Below are 21,060 nucleotides of genomic sequence, written 5' to 3'. Positions count from 1 at the left end.
TCGGCACCTTCGTCAAGATGCCCGAGGTTATCTACCACCACGCCGTCTACAACCAGTACCTCTGGAACCGCTTCTAGAAAACCTGCCTTACACAACAGCAAAACGCCCTGACCGTGCGGTCAGGGCGTTTTGCTTTAGGCCGGGGCGGGGGAGCCATCTCCAATCTCCCGTAGTGTTTGGTCGTGATATAAACAACTTTTATAGGGCCATTCCTCGCGTAAGGATTGCTGGCCGCGAGATTGTTCTCCACGAACAACAAAGGGCTCCAGATAGAGGGCTTGATGGATTTCGAACAGCTAAAGACTTTCCTTGAAGTTGCCCGGCAGAAGAGTTTTTCCCGGGCGGCGGAGAGGCTCCTTGTTACCCAACCTGCGATCTCTGCACAAATACGTTCCCTGGAGAAGGAGGTTGGCGCACGGCTGTTTGATCGCGACGGCGGCAAGGTCACGTTTACCGCGGCGGGCAGGGTCTTTGAGCCCTTTGCGGAGCATTGTCTGAACTGCCAGAGTCACATCCTGGGGATTGTGGCCGAGTTACATCGTTCGCCGCGCGGGGCAATTTCCATCAGCGCAAATGAGGCGACCTGCCTGTATGTGCTGCCTGCCGTTTTCGCACAGTTCCGCAAGCAGTTCCTGCGGGTGGGGTTAAGCATCGTGCGTGCGGAGCGCTCGCGAACGCTGGAAGCCGTGCTGAACCGTGAAGTTGACTTCGGCGTCGTGGCGCTTCCCGTCAAGGATCCTCGCCTGACTGTGGAGCCGATTCATAAAGATGAGTTGGCATTTGTTGTGCCTGCCAACCATCCTCTGACTTTCCATGCGCGTATCTCTCTTAAGGAAGTAGCCCAGCACCCTCTGGTGCTGATGAAGCAGGGACGCCAGCGCGAACTACTCGATAACTTGTTCCGCATGCAGGATCTTCAACCTAAGCTTGCACTGGAAGTAGAGTCCAGCGAGTTAGTCAAGCGACTGGTTGAGGCAGGTCTGGGGACTGGATTCCTGCCTCGCGCGAATGTACTGTCCGACGCGGAAGCTGGCCTGTTAAAGATTGTTCCTGTGGATGATGTGCGCTTATCACGAGACCTTGCACTTATCTATCGTAAGGGCAAGGATCTAACTCGAGCGGCTCAGGTATTTTTGGATATAGCAAAGGGACAACTGGACGACTAAGTAAGAAAGAAGAAGAAACAGACAACGCCGCGTCCTTTGGGACGCGGCGTTGTCTGTTCTACGAATTTCATCCTGCCGAGCAGTTACAACGCGGCGACACCGCGTTCCTGGTTCCGAATGCGAATAGCCTCTTCTGCCTTGTAGAGAAAGATCTTCCCGTCTCCGATCTTTCCTGTAGACGCGGACTTGATGATCGCCTGAATTGTAGGTTCCACGAGTTCATCCGTGACAACGAGTTCTACGCGAATCTTAGGAAGCAGATCGACGTCATACTCTCTTCCGCGATAGGTTTCCGTATGGCCTTTTTGCCGTCCGTGCCCGCGAACCTCTGACACAGTCATCCCTTCAACCCCAAGTTCCTTCAGAGCTTCCTTGACCGAATCGAATCGGTTCGGCCGTATGATGGCTTCTACTTTGGTCATGGAACCCTCACTTTGCTATAGATTGACTTTCCTTGGAACCGATCGATAACTCCAGCGCGCAGGGCCATGCTTACCTCTCCACTGCGTGCGATTGTGAGAGTCCTTGAGGAGTTGCCAACGCCGTAATCACATACTCGGGGTAGGCAGAGATTCCGTGTTCGTGCAGATCCAGACCGTAGAGTTCGCCCTCTTCCGAGACGCGAAGAGTTCCGGTCATGTGCACCAGGTACATCACGGCAAGAGCTACCAGAAATGTAGCAGTCGTAATGATGAAACTGCCGATGAATTGGGCCTTCAGAACCTGAAGTCCGCCGCCATAGAACAGGCCTTTGACAACAGCGGAGTTATCAGGACTTACAGGTCCGCTGGCCCCAAACTGACCAGTTGCGAAGAAGCCGAGTGAAAGCGTTCCCCAGATGCCGCATAAACCATGGACAGGAACGGCGCCGATTGGATCATCGATGCGCAGCCACTCGAGTAACTCCACTCCAAGCACGACGATCACTCCGGCGATTCCGCCAAGGATGATCGATCCAGTTGGACTTACCCAATAGCATGGGCAGGTGATAGCTACCAGGCCCGCCAGAAAACCATTGACAGTAAAGCTAACATCCCATTTCCTGCTGAGCATGTAGGCATAGAGCATCGCCGTCAAGCCGGCTGCGCATGCGGCCAGAGTCGTGTTCGCCGCGACACGGCCAATACCTGCGAAGTCCATCGCTGAGAGCGTGCTTCCGGGATTAAACCCATACCACCCAAACCACAGAAGAAGGCCGCCTGATGCCGCAATGGTGAGATCATGCGGAAGCATGGGGCCACCGCCATCCCGCTTAAAGGTACGACCGATTCGCGGACCCAGCACAATGGAGCCTGCCAGAGCAATGAAGCCGCCAATCGTATGAACTACAGTTGAGCCTGCAAAGTCGTGGAAGCCCGTACCTAGCGACGGTAGAAAGTGTCCATCACTCCCCATGAGTGCGAGAAAGCCATCCGGCCCCCAGGCCCAGTGCCCAATGATCGGATAAATGAAACCCGACACTGCAAGACTATAGAGCAGATCACCAATGAAGCCGGTGCGTCCGATCATTGCTCCAGAGGTGATGGTGGAGCAGGTATCCGCAAAAGCGAACTGAAATATCCAGAAGGCGAGAAACGCCACGCCGGTGCTCTCATAGGTTGCGGGCGCACCTTGTAGAAAGAACCAGTGGTAGCCGATGAACCCATTGCCATGGCTGAACATGAAGGCGAATCCGATGGCGTAGAACAGGATTCCGCATAGACAGGTATCAACAATGCACTCCATCAACACATTCACGGTTTCCCGTGAACGGCAAAAGCCAGCTTCAAGCATAGTGAAGCCGACCTGCATTCCGAAGACGAGGAAGGCAGCGATCAGCGTCCACATTGTGTTCACCGGATTGACGATATCAGCAGCTTTTACCTCAATCTCAGCGGCATACACCTTAGTAAAAAAGACAGAGGACATCGCGCCGATTACCAGCAAGACAGATGCAACACCCAACGCCTTGCCGAGGAGCAATGTCCTTCCATAGTGGCGCCATTCCGGATCTTTCATCCGAGTGGCCAGCCTGGAAAGTTTTTGAGAGTACGAGAGGTTTGGCCTCTGCTTCAACATTGGAGACATTCTTTAGCTCCTTGTAATTTGAGGATCACTTCGCCTTCGATGTTCCGGTCTGCCTTTTATCTTTCGACCGGATTGCTCTGTATACAGCACGCCCTGCGGTATGCGAGTGCTGTTGAAGATTCGTTGGTAGCTGCACGTTATACGTTCAGTTCACGCCATTCAACCCCTGATCGGCGGTAGCAGGATTTTTTATAGGGGGTATAAGAGTTCATTTGCAACGAGGCCCACATTGCATGCCAGGGAGAAGACAGGCAGGCATTCTGAATTACATTCTTTAATGCCTTCTATAAGTTTGCTCGATTCGATGATTTGGATTGCTGGAGTCAGAAAGGACCGTGATACATACGATGTACGCTCTATAACTCGAAATCTATTTCGACTTTTTATAGATAACGGAGCGTTGATGGAAATAAGTCAATAGGTCCCAGGAAACTTAGAACTTTTGGGGAGGTTTCACAGTATGACGTGCTTCAGTGCCTGCACCTTATTTCTGACCATGCTTTCTATCACAACGTACTCCGCGCTCTGTCAATCGACGACTGCCGCGCCAGATACCCAGGCACCTGCTCCGGCTCCGGCAGCGACACCAGCGGCAGGCCCGACCTGGAGTATTGGCGGGATCGATTTTAGCGGATTCGTCGATGGGTACTACGAGTTCAATGCAAATCATCCTGCAGATGAGTTCAATCAATATCGTAACTTCGACGAGAAGGCCAACCAGTTCAGTTTGAATCTCGCAAAGGTAACGCTCTCTCACGATCCCGATCCGATTGGCTTTCGGCTCGATATTGGATTTGGAAGAGCCTTCGAGACGGTGCATGCTACCGAGCAAAGCTCCTCGATCTTCCGCAATATTGAACAGGCATACATCAGCCTCAAGCCGCCCAAGGCCAAGGGATTTGAGGCTGACTTCGGAGAATTTGTAACGTCGGCGGGTGCAGAAGTGATCGAGACAAAAGATAACTGGAACTACTCTCGCTCCATTCTCTTTGCCTATGCAATTCCTTACTACCACTTTGGGCTGCGCACTTCGATACCAGTCACCAAGACGATCACCGGAGGCTTTCAATTGGTGAATGGCTGGAACAACGTCGAAGATAACAACAGCGGTAAGACCCTGGGATTCACCGGGGCACTTACAAAGCCTAAGTTCACATGGAATGTTAACTACTACACCGGTCCGGAGAAGCCCAATACAAACAAGGGTTGGAGAAACCTGATCGACACGACGCTACTGATGACGCCTAACAGCAAGGTGAATTTCTACCTGAATTATGACTATGCACAGGAGAGGAATCTCGACCGATCCCTGTCGCATTATCAGGGATTCGCCGGAGCCGCTCACGAGCAGTTGACATCCCACTTTGCACTCGCACAGCGCGCAGAGTACTTCAACGATCCGCAGGGCTTCTCGACGGCAACGACCCAAAGCCTCAATGAATTCACGCTCACCGGGGAATACAAATGGGTGGAGGGCTTGCTCACGCGACTGGAGTATCGTCGTGACCACTCCGACCACAACGTCTTTATGCGTGGGCCTACGCCCGCTGCCGATCAAAACCAGAACACGGTCTCCATTGGGTTTATCGGATTCTTTGGACCCAAGCGGTAAATCCAGGACGGTACATCGAACAGAGACCTGTTACGACGGGATGGGAATTAAGCATGGAGCGGGAAGAGTCCCTTCCCGCTTTTTTGTGGTCCAGGGCGATCCTTGTTTGCAGATTTGCAGACGGCTGGAAGTGCTTCTATCGGGCTGGCATGTCGGCCCGGCAAGATGCCACTGCAAGAAAAACGCCCGGCTGTTTCCAGCCGGGCGTGGTTTGGAGACATGTAGCTCTGTCTATTGTTATTGGCATCCCGTGAAGGAAGTCGTCTTCGCTACGATCGGCGCACCGGGAAGGACCGCCAGTGTGACATTGGCGATGTCCTGCTTGGTGACGATCTCGGAAGGCGAGCAGTTGGGAGTATCGGAACCATCAGCCAGGAAGGCCAAGGCATCGACCGAGTAGTTGACCGTACCCGTAGCTGGAGCCGCATAAGCGGTTCCGGTAGAGCTGTAGGTACCGACGACAGGATTGCTGGCTGGCACCACCAGGGAGTAATTCGCACAATTCGTGCCGGTGGGGCAGGTAGAGCTGGCGCCAGTTGTAATGATGGAGCTGGAGCCAGGGAGGAGAGGCACGGTGAACTGCAGCGTGGAACTGCCAGCCTGCAAGGCTGAGAGCACGATGTCTGAGCCATTGCCACCAGCGGTGGTCACCAATCCATTAATGGTTCCAGGCAGGCTGGCTGTGGAGCTGCCCGGCTGCGGCGTAATGGGAATATCGCCGACAGCGGTTCCCAGAGAAACATTGGTGGTGAGGGTGGTGATGTAGGCTGCGTTGGTGGTAGATCCGTTGACTACGATGTCATACGGACCAGCGGGCAGCGGGCAGAAGAAGAAGGTGCCGTCGCTGGCGCTGAGCGCGGAACGCACGATGCGGTCCACACCCGTGACCGGATCCGGCTGCTCGAGCGCGACAAGGGCGTTGGCAACAGGTTTCTTGGTGACGGAATCGACCACACGGCCACCGATTGAGTTCTGTTGCAGAGCCACCTCGCCGGCACGCAAAGTCGGCTTGAGGCGGTAGGTGCCGTTGCCTTCCAGAATAATGGATTCGCAGGCACTGAAGTCGATGGTGATGTCCGCAGCCTGACCCGCGGCGATGGTTATGCCACCACCGGCCAGAGATCCCGGCGGAATCTTGATGCCAGTCTTTGCCTCGCTGCTGAGAGCCAGGGGCTTAACCGAGTTATCCGCCAGAACGACGCAGTTATAGGCGCCTGCGGTGGAGCACTGGTTGCTGGAGGGCACGGCAGTGTTTCCGGAGGGGCTGTTATCCAGCAGGTAGAAGCGAATCTGCTGGTATTTGCCCGGGGGCAGACCAGTGGTGGAACCAAGCTGGTTGAGCACGCAGGAGGTGGAGGCGAGGTTGAACAGATCAAGTTGCTTGGGCGCGCTGCGAAGATCGACAAGATCGACCCAGCCGGAATCGTTGGGCCCGGCACTGGTAGAAATGTTTGCCTGAACGCGGGTTACGGTAATCCAGACATGGCTGAAATTTCCGTTTGGTGTCGCACAGGTAGGCGGGTCTATGAGGTGGACACTGACCGTCCCGGAAGTTGTGGCGGTAGTTGGCGTGGAACTGCCTCCAGAACAGCCGACAATGGCTGTCGTGGTAAGCAGAGTCGCAAATGCCGATACACCCAGGAGAAGCAACAATCGCTCTTTCATTTGTATTAGCCTCAGGGGGAGAATAGTGTTGTACACCAATAACTTAGATGCATACAACACGGTACCCAACCCCGACACTAGCAAAACTTTATAGATAATTACCATCCCCTATTGGTGGATGAGAGATTATCTCGGATGCTATGTACCAAATTGGGACTAACAGTGTATCGATATCGAACACGGACAAGTGCTCAAATGGATGCCGCTATGGCAAAACGATGCTACGGCATTGCAGGTCAAGTTCTCGATAGAGGTCGAAGGATTTCTCGATGGAGGGCGGCATTGCTTGAGGGGCGTGGCGGGGCAGCAATTCCGCTCCTTCCCCCGGCTTGGCGGCGGGCAGCTGATTTTGCCCCACGAGGGCGGATAGAGATCTCAGTCCATTCTCCAGCGCTATTTGGGACTGCTCCAGACTCGCATCCGTTAGAGGGATTCCGCTTTCGTGCCAGTGAATAATGCTAAGAAGGAGATTTCCAGAACTAGAGATTGCGCGTTGTATTTTTTCGCTGATCTGAATGTCCTGTTCCCTGTTCTGGCCAAATTCGTAGGTGATGAGTTCGGCCAGAGCGCGAGCGGAAATGACGGTGCGCTCCATCTCATCTCTCATTTCTACTCCCCTGACCCGCCGTGTGGCAGCAGGCAATTGGTGGGAGGTGACGACCCGCAGGTAATCGGCCTGCAGAGCCAGCAGTTTGGCGAATGTCTGTCGCATCTGGTGGATGCTCTTTTCCGGCCGGAAGATAAGCCACATTACAAAGAGTGCCAACAGAATGCCTGCGAGTCTATCGCGGCCTCCCGTCAATGTAGAGGTAGGAGCAAAGTTCTCAAACACGACGAAGTAAAAGGAAAATGCCATCTGCATCCCTATATAACTCAAGTGGGGACTGCGAGAGATCCAGGCAGCAAGGAAAGACACCGCGGCAACAACGATCAGGAAAGGGGTCGCAGTGTCTACGTAAGGAAAGAGGAAGATGATACATCCGAGGCCGAAGACAACTCCACCAATAGCAGAACCGAGAAAACGAAAGATCAGCTTCTGATTAAATGCTCCCGCGGAGGTCAGTCCTGCAACCAGCACCGTAATGACAGCGGTCGAAATGCCCTGCCATGCGATGGCGTTGTAGATGACATGGCAGATGACGGCACACAGCATAATCTTGGTAGCAAAGCTTGTGTACTCGAGGTTGGTGAAAGCATCGGGCAGCAACCAGGCTGTTTGTTTCGGCTCATTGGGCGTTTCGGGCTGAAGCACTTCGTCAGGTTCGGAAGCCTCTTCAGAAAAGCTGGCCGTCAGAGCCTCCAGTCCTGCTTCCAGTAAATCCAGGTCTCTGGTTGGTAACTGCGTTGATAATTCCAGAGACTGACGAGCCTGCTGCCACTTTCCCTCTCGAATGTCAGCAAGGCATTGCCGGATGCGATCCAGTTGTTCTCGGTTCGCTGAGGACGGCAAGAAGGCGTTATGAACGGCAAAGGCCGCAGCCTGATCCAGCACTCGAGCCAACATTGGAATCAGCGCTGAGATATCGACATGGGGGAAGATGTCCTTCTCCATGTGCCGCCCTTTGACCTCTTGCAATAAGCCTTGCATCTTCGCTTGCCCCGCGAAGGCGAAGCGCTTGACTTGAGATATCTGGGCCTTGAGTTGTATCGGATCCTGTTCCATCGAAGCATAGGAGGAAAACATCTGCTCCAAAGCAAGGAGGCGAGCTTCGATCTCGCGACGGAGTGCGTATACAGGATCGCGCCGGGTGAATGTGTACTCGACTGCAAGCTTGGAGCCTACAGCAAGGAACCCCGTAGCGATAGGCCACATGGATAGATGAACGGCCCGCTCTGCTGGCGTGCCGTACTCAAAGTAAGCGAGACATCCGATCCCAAAGACCGCGAAGTCAGTGACCGGAAAATAACGGATGGACGTGCGGCGAATAAATGCCGCGATGAAGCTAAAAAATGCGACTCCCAGGACTCTCGCTAGGGGATCGTTGTTAGTTGCGGCAATCAGCAGGAACGCAGCAGCGACCCCGCTGCATTGACATGCCAGCATTCCCAAATAACGCGTAAAGGTCAGGTAAGGGGTGTCATAGGAGATGAGGAAGATGAGATACATCCCCAGACCCATGACTGGCGTTCGAAGCGTCAGCATGAGGAGCGCTGCGATCGAAGCCGCAAGAGCGGTTCTTAGGGAGCCGGCCATACGTCCATGGCTCGGCTCAAGCTCCTGCCGGAACAGCTCAAGCCATGAAAGCGATCCTGTGCTCGACGAGGACAAAGGCTTATCTCACGACGCTTATTGCCGTTTCACCGATGCGGAAGACACGCGGATCAGGATTCTGAACGCGAATGCGAACGGGAAAGCGAGCAGCCAGGTGAACCCAGTTCAACGAGTGTTCTATCTGCGGAAGTCCATTGCTCAAGCCGCTGTCGTCCGGTGAGACGCCATAGCCGACGCTTTCCACCACACCATCAAACCGTCGAGAAGGATTGCTCATCAGGTAGAGATCCACGTGCTTGCCAGGCCAGATTGCTTTCAGATCGGATTCGCGGTAATTGGCGATGACATACCAATTGCGCTGATCGATGAGGGTAAAGATCGGCACACCAGGCTTTGCATATTCCCCTTCGGAGATGTTGAGGTTGGTGACGTAGCCGTCGAATGGAGCAATGACCGTGCAGCGCTCTAGATCCAGCCTTGCCGCTGCGACTCTTGCAGCACGCGCGGTTCGCTGAGCCAACAGGCTATCCAGCGTATCCACGGAATGGATGCTCTCATGCAGGCGCGCCTCCGAGCCCGCAACTGCAATGTGCGACTCCTCCTGAAGGGACTGTGCTCTTCTCTGCTGAGCGATCGCCTCCTGAAGCGATGCCTGTGCCTCCACGTAGGCATGTTCGGCGATTCGCGCCCTGGTTCGGGCTGTATCTACCTGTTCGGCGGTGACATATTGTTTTTCCAGCAAGGGCTCAATGCGGTTGAGATCGCTGATCGCCAGTTTCTTTTGAGCATCTGCTGAGTTCAAGGCAGCCTGAGCGCGTTGCACTGCCGCACTGGCTGCCTGCACACCACTGGCTACCGTGTGGGTTTGCGTTTGAGACGCGCTCAACCTGGCGCGGGCGGCTTCTACCGTGCTGGACTGAGCAGCGATCTTCCGCCGCTCATCCACAATCTGTTTCTCCAGCAGTTCCTGATCGGAGAGCGCCTGCTGCAGCGCGTATTCATACGAGCGAGAATCGATCGCGAATAATACGCTGCCCTGCTTTACAAAGGAATTGTCTTTCACCGCGAGGGATATGACTCGTCCGCTTACTTCTGGCGCGAACTGTACATAATTTGCCCGGACGCTGGCGTCATCCGTACGTGGATTGCGATTCATCTGCCAGAGAACGACCAGCGCGAGCACCACTGCAAATGCAGCCATGCCCACGGAGATGCCGGCACCCTTGGAAACTACAGTGTCACTTGACCGTTCCAAACATTCACCTCTTGCTCAGCGAAAGAACGCCAGCCACACCATGCATGCGACCACAACCACTAGGCTCGGATAGAAAAGAACCAGAAAAGAGACTCTCTTCTCCAGCCTGTAGTGGACAAGCAGCCAACGGACAAGTCCGGCTGCGGCTACGCCCAGGGAAATGCAGAGCATCCATGAGGGGAGGAAGGATCCCAGAACATCCACCGAAGGCGCTCGTGAGCACCCGCTGCAACAAATCGATACGACACCGGCGAGTGGCAGATATCTCTTGTTCCGAAGCACAGATCTCTTTCTTACCGGCACCATGGACGCTCCATACACGAGGCGCGATCAAGCTCCCCAGATACGTTGGAGCAAGAGGGAATATGCGCCAGGCAGCACTGCGTGAGTTTCGTTTTGTCGAAATGAGATTCCATGGGAGGCATGCACAGTTTTGTTACATTGTATATTATGTTTACGCTGTATACGTTAATCAAAAGACAGGTATCATTCGCGGGATACCGGACGAAACAAGAGCCGCTTTCCGGGCAACTATAGCATGGCCTACACGATGAAGAACCCAAGAAAACATACGAAACTGGAGCCGCAAAAATTCAAGGCCGGGGCAGAACTACGGCGGAAGGTTCTGGAGGCTGCGGGCCGGCTGCTCGACGAAGGTGGATACGAGAATGTATCGATCCGTCGAATCGCCGACGAGGTAGGATGCTCACAGATGGCGATGTACCGGCATTTCCCGGATAAAGATGCCCTGCTGCAACAACTCTGCGTCAATCTGTACCAGCAATTCACTCTACAGCTTGACAAGGAGCGGCTTGAGGATCCCCGGGAGCGATTGCGACAGGCGATGCGCCGGTTTATCAAGTTGTCCGTAAAAAATCCCCATCACTACAGGCTTGCCTTTTTAACCCAGGCACGGAGCGCACAGGGACGGGAGTTGCGCATCAAGGTGGCAAATCCAGCACTCGACTATTTTCGAAAAAATATGCAGTTAACACTTCCGCCCGGCACGCCGCTCTCAGTGGTTGAAGAGCGACTGCATCAGATTCTGGCCTGTCTGCACGGAATGTCGGTGCTGTTGATTACGCATCCTCACGTGTACGGTATAACCAAGGAATCGGCCCTCCGCGAACTGGAATGCGTCTTCGACATGCTGCTTACAGATAAGTGCCCGAACAAGGAAGCATATGAAAAGAGTGTTTCAGCTTAGCAGGAAGAATCGACTGTCTAAGGCGAGCTCACGACGGACCCAGTGCTCCTCACAGATTATATTGGCCAGGAAGAAACTCTTCTCCATGACGTCAAGTGACGTTCATCACAGAACCAGCTGCTTCGACGAGAATAGGCTACACTTGTAACGTCATGAGGCATCTCGCCAAACTCGTTGCAGTGGTTCTGCTGCTCTCTCTGGGGGCGCTCCCTGGATTCGCGGCAGTTCAGTGCCTCGGAATGGCGCCGTCTCCCATGCATTGCGGAGCAGCATGCCCCATGATGGCGAGAATGACAAAGACCTGTGCTACTGCTGAGATTGGATCAGCCGACACCAGCCGATCCTGCTGCACAGCCGCGCCAACCATCCCCGTATCCTTACAGGCATCAACTCAGGATCGAATCCAGGACGCAGTTCTAGTACACCATGCGACCACGAGTTCCTCAGTTACCCTGCCTCCTTATGTCGCGGAAGATCACCGGTTACCCGACCGATACTTGCGCACGAACTCGCAATCCGTCCTCTGCACCTTCCTGATCTGATTCTCCTCTTCTGATTGAGATGACTCAGGCCCTAACAGGCCTATGGCAGCTTCTATTTCAGACCCTTCAGGGGAGTAATTCCAATGAGAGCGATATGGCTCATGGCGGTGCTTTTGCTACCGCCAAGTGCGACCATGCTGGCGGAGGATTCCGGACCCGGTTCCGTAACAGCGGCACGAACAACAACGACCAGCCCGGAACCGACGCACGAGGTCCTGCTCTTAGATGATCTTGTCCGCGAGACACTGGAGAAGAGTCCGGAAGTGCAGAGCGCTCTGCATGCTGTCGGCGCTCTGGAGCGGCGCGTACCACAGGCAAAGACGCTGCCAGACCCGATGGCTTCCGTGGGGTGGATGGGCAACATCACGCCGTTTAGCGTGCAGCAAGGCGACCCGTCGAGTTATCGTTCGCTTGCGGTATCCGAGCAATTTCCCTATCCAGGCAAGCTGAAGTTGCGCGGAGAGATGGCAAGCAAAGACGCGGAGGCCGCGCACGCTGACTATGAAGCCGTGCGTCGAAAAGTAACCGCGGACGTGAAGGCTGCATATTACGACTACTTCTACTTTGACAAGGCAATCCAGACCACCACTCGGAACAAGGAGCTTTTGGAAAAGCTCTCGAAAATATCCGAAGCACGATATCGAGTTGGAAAGGCAATGCAGCAGGATGTGCTGAGGTCCCAGGTGGAAATCTCGCTGCTGTTGCAGAAGCTGACCGTCCTTGAACAACAGCGCGCCACAGCACAGGCAAGGATCAATACGTTTCTGCTTCGTGCTCCGGAATCGCCCTTACCACCCACCGCCGATGTGGAACCTGCAAGTCTCCGCTACTCGCTGGATGAGCTGTATGCTCTGGCCGCGGCGAATGACACCGCCGCTCTCCGCAATCAAAAGCTTGTCGAGAAGAACCGCCTGGGAGTTGCTCTGGCACAAAAGGAATACCGGCCAGACTTCGGTGTGGGCTACATGTATCAGCAGCGCCCCGCCATGATGGACATGCATGGCATCACTGTCAGCGTAAATCTTCCCATCTTCTACAAGTCGAAGCAACGGCAGGGTGTGGCGGAAGCAAGCGAGGATCTGCTAAGTGCCGAAAAGGGGAGGGACAGTCGCCTGAACGAGATTCGCTTTGAGCTAAAGCAGCAGTATCTTCAGGCTAAGGCATCGGAGCAACTGTTAAGTCTCTACACCAAGGCGATAGTTCCACAATCGTCGCTGGCCTTGGAGTCTTCCATGGCCTCCTATCAAGTAGGAAACATCGATTTCCTCTCGCTGCTTGCTAACTTCACAACCTTGTGGAGTTATGAGACGGACTACTACCGGCAACTTGCTGACTATCACACTTCTCTGGCGCGTATCGAAGTTCTGACAGGCTCGGAGGTAACCGATTCTGCAAAACCTGCGCTGCCAGTCTCCGACCATGAATCAGCGAAAGGAGACAACTAGATGCGCATGCAAACAAAGAAATGGATCAGCGGTGTTTTTCTTCTGCTGACGCTGGGATTGTTGTATCTTGCCTCAACTCATCATTGGTTCCGGCGTGTAGGTGGAGACACTTCCGCACCTGCGGGCGCGCATGATGCGAAGAAGGTTCTCTACTGGTACGACGCGATGAACCCGCAACATCACTATGATCGTCCGGGGAAGGCTCCAGACGGCATGGATCTCGTACCGTTCTATGACGAGCAACCATCATCGCCGACCAGCCAGGGAAACACCGTGATCCCCTCTGACGGCGGCAATGCACCCACAATGTCCAGCAAAGAGACTACTACGGAAGCACGCAAAGTCCTTTATTGGTATGACCCTATGCATCCGAAATACAGGGCAGATAAGCCAGGAATAGCTCCTGATTGCGGTATGACCCTTGTGCCGAAATATGCCGATGAGGAGAGCCTCTCCCAGATGCCAATGGGCACCGTGAAGATATCCGACGACAAGCAGATACTCGCCGGGGTGAGAACCACTCTAGTCGAACGCAAGCCGCTCATGCGCGACATACACACTACGGCACAGATCGTTGCCGATGAAACGAAGATTGCGCGTATCCATGTTAAGGTGTCTGGCTATATCGATCAGGTGTTCGTTGATTTTGTGGGACAACTCGTAAAGAAGGGCCAGCCACTCTTCACCATCTACAGTCCCGACCTGGTATCAACTCAGGAAGAATATCTGATTGCAAAGCGAGGAGAGACCACGCTGGGGAGCGCGCCCTTCGCGGATGTGGCAGATGGAGCCAAATCATTGTTGCGCTCCACCCGCGAACGCCTGAAGTTATGGGACATATCCGATGACCAGATTCGGCAACTGGATAAAACAGGAAAGGTCAACAGAACTCTTACCTTCTACTCTCCGGTCACTGGCTTTGTTACGGATCGCAAGGTATTCCCCCAAACATCGGTTACGCCGGACACAGAACTCTATACTGTCTCCGATCTATCCACGGTATGGGCTGAAGCCTCGATCTATGAATACGAGGTTCCGTACGTGCACCTTGGCCAGAAGATGACGCTTAGTTTGAGTTATTTCCCAGGGAAGACTTACACGGGAACGATCACCTATATATATCCAACCGTAGATCCGCAGACTCGAACGGTAAAGGTTCGCATGGAACTTCGCAATCCTGGATTTGCGCTGAAGCCCCAGATGTTCGCGGATGCCCAACTGCAAGTGAATTACGGGACGAAGATACTGGTTCCGCAAGAGGCAGTCCTCGATTCGGGCACTGAGCAGACTGTGTTTGTGGTGCATCCAGGTGGACTCTTCGAGCCTCGCAAAGTGACGCTTGGACCCATTCTGGACGGAAACGTCGCCATACTATCCGGTCTACAGGCTGGGGAAACAGTCGTAACATCGGGCAATTTTCTTATCGACTCCGAGAGCAGGTTAAAGAGTTCGATGAGTGGAATGAAGCACTAAAAGGCGGATTGCTATGAACGTCTCGCGCATTGCTCTCGCTGGATTTCTTCTCGTCGCGTCTATCGCAGCAGCCTTTGGCTGGTACCGGTTCGTGGGTCATCCTGCACCCGTCGCCTGCGGCTACTGTAATCGACCGCTTCACGCCAATTTGACTGTCACAGCGGAGATTGCAGGAAAGACCGCGCAAGTCTGTTGTGTACGCTGTGCGATTTCGGAGGCAAATCAGCAGCACAAGGCTGTTCGTCTGGTTTCCGTGCACGACTACAGTTCCGGTCGCATGATCGCGCCCGCAAACGCGTGGTTTGTAGAGGGGAGCCACGCGATGGCCTGCGACCACGATGCCATGCGAATGGATGAGATGAAGGGGAGTCAGGAGTTGGCATTTGATCGATGCTCCCCTGGAACCTTTGCCTTTGCCGACAGGCAGAACGCTGAAGCCTTCACCTTGCAAAACGGAGGTGTCGTGATTTCATACGCGCAACTGATGAGTGAGGCACACTTCCAATGATTAACAAGATCATCGATTTCAGCGACAAGAACAGGTACTTGATTTTCCTCTTTGTCGCGGTCGCGATTCTTCTGGGCTGGCGCTCCCTGACGAACACGAAGCTGGATGCCATACCCGATCTCTCGGACACGCAGGTTATCGTTTATGCCAAGTGGGACCGTAGCCCCGACATTATGGAGGACCAGGTCTCATACCCGATTACTTCGGCCTTACTTGGACTACCCAAGGTAAAAGATATTCGCGCCTTTTCGGACTTTGGTTACTCCTACATTTACATCATCTTTGACGAAGGCACGGACATCTACTGGGCACGCTCCCGCACGCTTGAGTATCTGAACTCCATCACTCCAAAACTGCCAAAGGGCGTAAGCGTTGAACTGGCGAAGGATGTGACATCGGTTGGCTGGGTATATCAATACGCGCTGGTGGATACGACAGGAACCTATAGTATCGAGCAACTGCGTTCCTACCAGGACTGGTACTTGCGCTATGCGCTGCAGACAGTACCCGGTGTTGCCGAGGTGGCCCCGGTTGGCGGCTTCGTGCGGCAGTATCAAGTCAACGTCGATCCCAACAAGCTGCTTGCTTACAAGATACCCATCAATGCAGTCAGCGATGCAATCCAGAAGTCGAACAATGATGTGGGTGGCAGGGTCGTCGAATTCACTGGGCGTGAATATATGGTTCGCGGTCGCGGATACATTCGCTCTCTGGACGACATCGGCAAAACCGTAATCATGAACAATGCACAGACCGGCACTCCGGTGCTCGTCCGTGATGTGGCCACCGTGACCTTTGGTCCGGACATGCGACGCGGCGCGGCAGATCTGGATGGAAAGGGAGAAGCCGTCGGCGGCGTTGTGATCATGCGCTACGGAGAGAATGCCCAGAAGGTCATTGACCGTACGAAGGCAAAACTTCACGAGTTGGAGCCGACCTTACCTCCCGGCGTCAAGCTGATTACGACCTATGACCGCTCCGAGCTTATCGACCGCGCAGTCGATAATCTAAAACACACGCTGCTGGAAGAACTCGTGATCGTCAGCATTGTGATCCTGATCTTTCTGTGGCACATACGCAGCGCGATTGTTCCTATCATCATCATTCCAGCAACCGTCATTCTTGCATTTATTCCGATGCAGATGATGGGGATGACAGCCAACATCATGTCCCTTGGCGGCATTGCCGTGGCAATTGGGGCGCTGGTGGACGCAACCGTGGTGGTAGTAGAACAGACGCACAAGAAGCTGGAGCACTGGGAAGCAGAAGGCCGGGTTGGACCGCCTCACTCGGTAGTGATTGCGGCGGTCAAGGAGGTTGGTGGTCCAAGCTTCTTCGCCCTGCTGGTGATTGCTGTCGGCTTCCTTCCCATCTTCAGCCTGGAGGGACAGGAGGGGCGCCTCTTCAAGCCGCTGGCATTTACCAAGAACTTCTCCATGGCAATCGCAGCATTACTCTCCATCACGCTGGCCCCGGCGGCGATGCGAGTGTTGTTTTCAAACATGGACAATTACAAATTCCGTCCTCGCTGGCTCGCGAGAATTGTGAATGCGCTTGTCGTCGGAACAATTCATAGCGAGGACGACCATCCAATTAGTCGTCCAATGATGAAGGTCTACCACCCTGTCGTGGAGTTTGTTCTGGATCACAAGTGGCTGACAATTGGCGTTGCATTGGCAGCGATGGCGCTAACCGTACCGGTGTACTTCAAGCTGGGGTCGGAGTTTATGCCTTCGATGGACGAAGGTACGGTTATGTACATGCCGTCAACCTTGCCCGGCATCTCAGTTGCAGAATCCAGTCAGCTGCTGCAGACACAGGACAGGATCATCCGCGGATTTCCAGAAGTAGAGCGCGTCTTCGGTAAGACAGGTCGCGCAGAGAGTTCGACCGACCCTGCGCCCTATTCGATGATGGAAACAACAATCGTGCTCAAGCCGCAGGATCAGTGGCCAAAGGTAGATCGCTGGTACTCAAAGGCCGCACCACCCAGAGTTCAATCCATTCTGCGAAGATTCTGGCCAGACCATCTTTCTACACAGGATCTCATCTATGGGCCGGGCGGATTGAATGAGGCTCTGCAGATACCAGGGGTCTCGAATGCGTGGACTATGCCGATCAAGGCGCGAACCGACATGCTCACCACGGGAATCCGCACGCCGCTCGGCATCAAGGTGCTTGGATCCGATCTAAACCAGATTCAACAGCTAGGCGAGCAGATAGAAACGGCGCTAAAAGATGTGCCAGGCACAACCAGTGTATTCGCGGAGAGGACGAGTGGAGGATACTTCCTGGACTTTGATCTCAAGCGCGAGGAGTTGGCTCGCTATGGCCTGACCATCGACGATGCGGAGAATGTTTTGATGTCCGCGGTTGGAGGCGACCAAGTCTCAACGACGATTGAGGGCCGCGAACGCTATTCGGTGAATGTTCGCTACCTGCGTGATTATCGCAGCGATATTTCGGCGCTCCAGAGGGTCCTTGTGACAACGCCTTCCGGGGTACAGATCCCCATGGGTGAGATCGCGAATATTCGCATGAAGACTGGCCCCGGCATGATTCGAGACGAGAATGGCCGGCTGAGTGGCTATGTCTACGTGGATGTCTCCGGACGCGACATTGGGAGTTATGTTCGCGATGCAAAGAAGGCGGTTGCCGAGCGAGTCAAGGTCCCAGCCGGCTATGAGCTCGAATGGAGCGGCCAATATGAGTTTATGCAGGAGGTTGCGCAGCGTCTGAAGCTGGTCGTACCTATCACGCTCTTTATCGTGTTCCTTCTGCTGTACTTCAATACCGGCTCGGCAATCAAAACATGCATCATTCTACTGGCCGTACCGTTTTCTGCGATAGGTGCAGTGTGGCTGCTCTATCTGCTGCATTACAACATGAGCATTGCCGTTTGGGTAGGGCTCATAGCGCTGCTGGGCGTCGATGCAGAGACCGCTGTCTTCATGCTTTTGTATCTGGACCTTGCCTACCATGAAGCATTGCAGAAGGGTGGCATCCATTCCTGGGATCAGCTAAGGGAGGCAATCGTTCATGGCGCGGTCAAGCGCCTGCGCCCCAAGGTGATGACTGTATCCTGCATGCTGTTTGGGCTGCTTCCTATTATGTGGTCGAACGGCTCGGGTGCCGATGTTATGAAGCGCATCGCCGCGCCAATGCTCGGTGGCATCCTTACTTCCTTCCTGATGGAGCTTGTGGTTTACCCGCCAATCTTTGCAATCTGGAAGTGGAATGCTGAAGTGAAGCCCGCCTTGAAGAATGAATCGAACTTAGTGACGGAGGGAAATCATGTATAGATCGCAACATGAACTAGCGATGGTTTGCAGACTATATATCCCACTGACGCTTGCTCTGTTAGCTGCGCCTGGTTTAGCGCAAAGCCAGATCTCCGTCACGCCGCTTTCCGCCGGTTCGGATGCCGATCGGCAATTCGCCGGCATTGGCGAATCTTTGGCGAGCACGGCGGATGCGTGGCTTGTCTCCGGCGGGCAGGATACAGGTGCCGTTTTTCTCCATACACCTGTTGAAAAGGAGAAGGCAGTTCTTTCGATGGATAGCCAAGAGACAAGCATGCCTGAAGGTCGAGGCAGAGCGTTTGCAGCACTGGCGAGGTTGGCCGTGCTGCGACCGGCTGTAGAACCCATTCTGCAAGAGGAAGGAGTACCAGCAGAATTAGCCGCCGTGATCCTGATCGAAAGCGGCGGACGCCCAATGGCCGTTTCGGCCAAGGGTGCGCGAGGACTATGGCAGTTAATGCCGGATACGGCTCGTCGTTATGGCCTCCGTGTAGATGCGGTAGAGGATCAGCGCCTCGACCTGATGCGATCGACTCGTGCGGCTGCCCGGTATTTGCATGAGCTTTATGTGCGGTTCGGTGACTGGAAACTCGCATTGGCAGCTTACAACGCGGGGGAAGCCAACATAAGTGCGGCGATGCTACGAGCCCGTACGCAGAACTTCGACCGCCTGGCATACCTGCGCCTGCTGCCGGCTGAAACGATGAATTATGTTCCCAATGTTTTTACTACGATGCTGTTGTTATCCCGCGAGAAATCATCTCGCAATTTCTTCTCGGCACCAGACAAGAGAGCCGGTCAAACATTGTTTGCATCTGCTGCATCTTCTGGAAATTAGCTGAGATGAATCCGCACCCACAATCACAAGCAAAACAGGAGGAAGTTCCATGCCCTTATCGAAATCGTTGCTACTGTCCACTCTCGCACTTATGACCGCGACCGCATTTGCACAATCCGACACCGTGGTAAAAGGTGTAGTTACTGACTCTATGTGCGGCATGCATCATATGATCCAGAACGTCACCCCAGCCGAATGCACGCGCCGCTGCGTGAAGGATGGATCTACATATGCCCTGGCAGTCAACGGCAAGGTATATGCACTCAAAGCTCAGGGTACAAATGTCTCGTTCGATAAATTCGCCGGACAAACAGCGACGGTCAAGGGTCAGGTAAACGGGACAACGATCCTTGTTAAATCAATCACCGCCGGCAAATCCTAGCCTTGTCTTTAGAATCGGTGGACACAGAACGCCGCGGCCGATTGATCCAATTAGGGCCACCGCGGCTGTAACTTCCCGGCGCGGGTCGGGTGCGGAGTGTGACGTGGGAGCAATGGGAGGAGATTCGCTCCGTCAATAGCCCCTACTTAGGCTCTATCGCTCTCTCGCAACCGGGCCACGCCGGCGGACGTGCCAGATGGAAAGTCCTAAGCGCTGGCGCTACGCCCGGCCCTCTTCAATGATTTGTAGAACAATTGCCTCGACCTGGTTTGCCAGATCCTCAATGTGCGCATTGGGATAAAACTGCGAAATAGCACTGGGAAGAAGCGTGCTGATACGTGTTTTTCCCTCTTGTACATAGACGCTGATCGGGCAGGGTAACATCACGGAAATCTTGATGTCCTTCTCAAGTACCTGACTCGCGAACTTAGCATTACAGATTTCGATAATCTTCAAAGGCTCGCGCACAAAACCTTTTTCCCGCAGTGTTGCTGCCACATCGTGCGTATGCAGGACACCAAAACCCTTTTCTGCCGATTTCTTCTCGATCGCAGCGACTGTCTCATCGAACGACTTCTCGGTGGTCACGGTATGCTCAAACGCCTTCATTATGAGTCTCCTCGTGAAAGTTATTCCCTGTTCCGGAAGTAAATGTCAAATACTGATAGATAATCGATTATTGGTCAACCGCTCTTGAGTTCGATATGATATCAATTATTGCGATGCATGCCTTCTCTCCAATTCGGAATGTTAGCAAGTCCTCAGAGGTTTTCAATAAGCTTCGTACCGCGATATGGTCCGGAGAACTCCCCCCGGGAACACCACTCCGCGAAGCTCGTCTCGCAAAACAGCTTCATGTAAGCCAGGTTCCCGTGCGTGAGGCCCTGCTGCGTCTTGAAAATCTAGGTCTTGTTGTTCGGATTGCGGACAAGGGGACTCATGTCACGAAACTGACTCGTGCAGAGATGGTGCAACTGCTGGAGGTACGCTCGCACCTGGAAGATCTCGCCTTTCGTCTGGCCTCAAAAAGGTTGACGCCAGAGATCGAAGCCGAGCTCGTCGAACGACTTGCCGATATAGAAAAGACCGCCCGAGCGAACGATCATTTTGCTGTGGCAAAAGCAGATCTCAAGTTTCACCAGGCCGTTTGGAAGGCCTCGGGAAATCCGCTGCTGGAGAAGACACTGGATCGCCTTTGCGTCTCTGTCTATGCCTTCATCAGCCTGCAGCGTCACACAGCACATGAAAAGCTAGCCACCGCTTCGCACGAACCATTGATGGATGCACTCCGGAAGCACGACGCGAAGATGATTTCGAAGAGCATCCGGGATCATCTCGATCCCGATCTATTTATTCCTGCGAGTATCGCTGATTGAAGTCGCGTTC

17 protein-coding genes are annotated in these 21,060 nt (G+C 54.1%); 10 read left to right on the top strand and 7 right to left on the bottom strand.

The window, feature by feature from the left end:
• The first annotated feature begins 281 nt into the window (after positions 1-281).
• Entirely contained in the window at positions 282-1,166 is an 885-nt protein-coding gene (locus VM554_02685; protein ID HVJ07264.1) for a LysR family transcriptional regulator, read from the top strand.
• An 83-nt stretch (positions 1,167-1,249) separates the two neighbouring features.
• Here the strand turns inward: VM554_02685 and VM554_02680 are convergent, their stop codons facing one another.
• Positions 1,250-1,588: a P-II family nitrogen regulator gene (locus tag VM554_02680; protein ID HVJ07263.1), complete on the bottom strand. Its 339-nt coding sequence runs from the start codon at positions 1,586-1,588 to the stop codon at positions 1,250-1,252.
• Positions 1,589-1,658: 70 nt separating this feature from the next.
• Positions 1,659-3,233, bottom strand: coding sequence for an ammonium transporter (locus VM554_02675; protein ID HVJ07262.1), 1,575 nt, complete (start codon positions 3,231-3,233; stop codon positions 1,659-1,661).
• 460 nt (positions 3,234-3,693) lie between these two features.
• Here VM554_02675 and VM554_02670 point away from each other — a divergent pair, with 460 nt between their 5' ends.
• A complete protein-coding gene (locus VM554_02670; GenBank protein HVJ07261.1) occupies positions 3,694-4,845 on the top strand; it encodes a porin in 1,152 nt (383 codons plus the stop codon).
• A gap of 237 nt (positions 4,846-5,082) precedes the next feature.
• Here VM554_02670 and VM554_02665 read toward each other — a convergent pair whose 3' ends face one another.
• The 3 genes from VM554_02665 to VM554_02655 all read right to left on the bottom strand — a co-directional run bounded on the left by VM554_02665 (position 5,083) and on the right by VM554_02655 (position 9,977).
• Positions 5,083-6,510: a DUF4382 domain-containing protein gene (locus VM554_02665; GenBank protein HVJ07260.1), complete on the bottom strand. Its 1,428-nt coding sequence runs from the start codon at positions 6,508-6,510 to the stop codon at positions 5,083-5,085.
• Between the two features lie 205 nt (positions 6,511-6,715).
• Positions 6,716-8,617: an FUSC family protein gene (locus tag VM554_02660; GenBank protein HVJ07259.1), complete on the bottom strand. Its 1,902-nt coding sequence runs from the start codon at positions 8,615-8,617 to the stop codon at positions 6,716-6,718.
• 166 nt (positions 8,618-8,783) lie between these two features.
• Positions 8,784-9,977 carry a biotin/lipoyl-binding protein gene (locus tag VM554_02655; GenBank protein HVJ07258.1) on the bottom strand — a complete coding sequence of 398 codons (1,194 nt, stop codon included), beginning with the start codon at positions 9,975-9,977 and terminating at the stop codon, positions 8,784-8,786.
• Positions 9,978-10,515: 538 nt separating this feature from the next.
• Here VM554_02655 and VM554_02650 point away from each other — a divergent pair.
• The gene (locus VM554_02650) at positions 10,516-11,184 is read left to right on the top strand and encodes a TetR/AcrR family transcriptional regulator (protein HVJ07257.1); all 669 of its coding nucleotides are present in this window, start codon (positions 10,516-10,518) and stop codon (positions 11,182-11,184) included.
• Between the two features lie 226 nt (positions 11,185-11,410).
• On the opposite strand, the gene VM554_02645 is transcribed toward VM554_02650, so the two are convergent.
• Positions 11,411-11,551, bottom strand: coding sequence for a hypothetical protein (locus VM554_02645; GenBank protein HVJ07256.1), 141 nt, complete (start codon positions 11,549-11,551; stop codon positions 11,411-11,413).
• Between the two features lie 258 nt (positions 11,552-11,809).
• Between VM554_02645 and VM554_02640 the strand changes: the two genes are divergently transcribed.
• The 6 genes from VM554_02640 to VM554_02615 are packed head-to-tail and all read left to right on the top strand — an operon-like array spanning position 11,810 to position 19,674.
• The gene (locus VM554_02640; GenBank protein HVJ07255.1) at positions 11,810-13,171 is read left to right on the top strand and encodes a TolC family protein; all 1,362 of its coding nucleotides are present in this window, start codon (positions 11,810-11,812) and stop codon (positions 13,169-13,171) included.
• A 6-nt stretch (positions 13,172-13,177) separates the two neighbouring features.
• Complete coding sequence (locus tag VM554_02635) at positions 13,178-14,644, top strand: efflux RND transporter periplasmic adaptor subunit (protein ID HVJ07254.1); 1,467 nt, start codon at positions 13,178-13,180, stop codon at positions 14,642-14,644.
• 13 nt (positions 14,645-14,657) lie between these two features.
• Positions 14,658-15,152 (top strand): hypothetical protein, encoded by a 495-nt coding sequence (locus VM554_02630; GenBank protein ID HVJ07253.1) that lies wholly within the window; start codon positions 14,658-14,660, stop codon positions 15,150-15,152.
• Positions 15,149-18,454: a CusA/CzcA family heavy metal efflux RND transporter gene (locus VM554_02625; GenBank protein HVJ07252.1), complete on the top strand. Its 3,306-nt coding sequence runs from the start codon at positions 15,149-15,151 to the stop codon at positions 18,452-18,454. Before VM554_02630 ends, VM554_02625 begins: the two co-directional genes overlap by 4 nt.
• Positions 18,447-19,292 (top strand): lytic transglycosylase domain-containing protein, encoded by an 846-nt coding sequence (locus tag VM554_02620; GenBank protein ID HVJ07251.1) that lies wholly within the window; start codon positions 18,447-18,449, stop codon positions 19,290-19,292. The genes VM554_02625 and VM554_02620 overlap by 8 nt, the downstream gene beginning before the upstream one ends.
• 49 nt (positions 19,293-19,341) lie before the next feature.
• On the top strand, positions 19,342-19,674 hold the full coding sequence (locus VM554_02615; protein ID HVJ07250.1) for a hypothetical protein: 333 nt from the start codon (positions 19,342-19,344) through the stop codon (positions 19,672-19,674).
• Between the two features lie 219 nt (positions 19,675-19,893).
• Here VM554_02615 and VM554_02610 read toward each other — a convergent pair whose 3' ends face one another.
• Positions 19,894-20,283, bottom strand: coding sequence for a DUF302 domain-containing protein (locus tag VM554_02610; protein HVJ07249.1), 390 nt, complete (start codon positions 20,281-20,283; stop codon positions 19,894-19,896).
• 95 nt (positions 20,284-20,378) lie between these two features.
• Between VM554_02610 and VM554_02605 the strand changes: the two genes are divergently transcribed.
• On the top strand, positions 20,379-21,050 hold the full coding sequence (locus tag VM554_02605) for a GntR family transcriptional regulator (GenBank protein ID HVJ07248.1): 672 nt from the start codon (positions 20,379-20,381) through the stop codon (positions 21,048-21,050).
• Positions 21,051-21,060: the final 10 nt, after the last annotated feature.

Origin of the sequence: Acidisarcina sp., assembly GCA_035539175.1 — a bacterium.
Lineage (GTDB): Bacteria > Acidobacteriota > Terriglobia > Terriglobales > Acidobacteriaceae > JANXZS01.
Note: the sequence above shows the minus strand (reverse complement) of the source record. Positions and strands in the feature narration are given on the sequence as shown.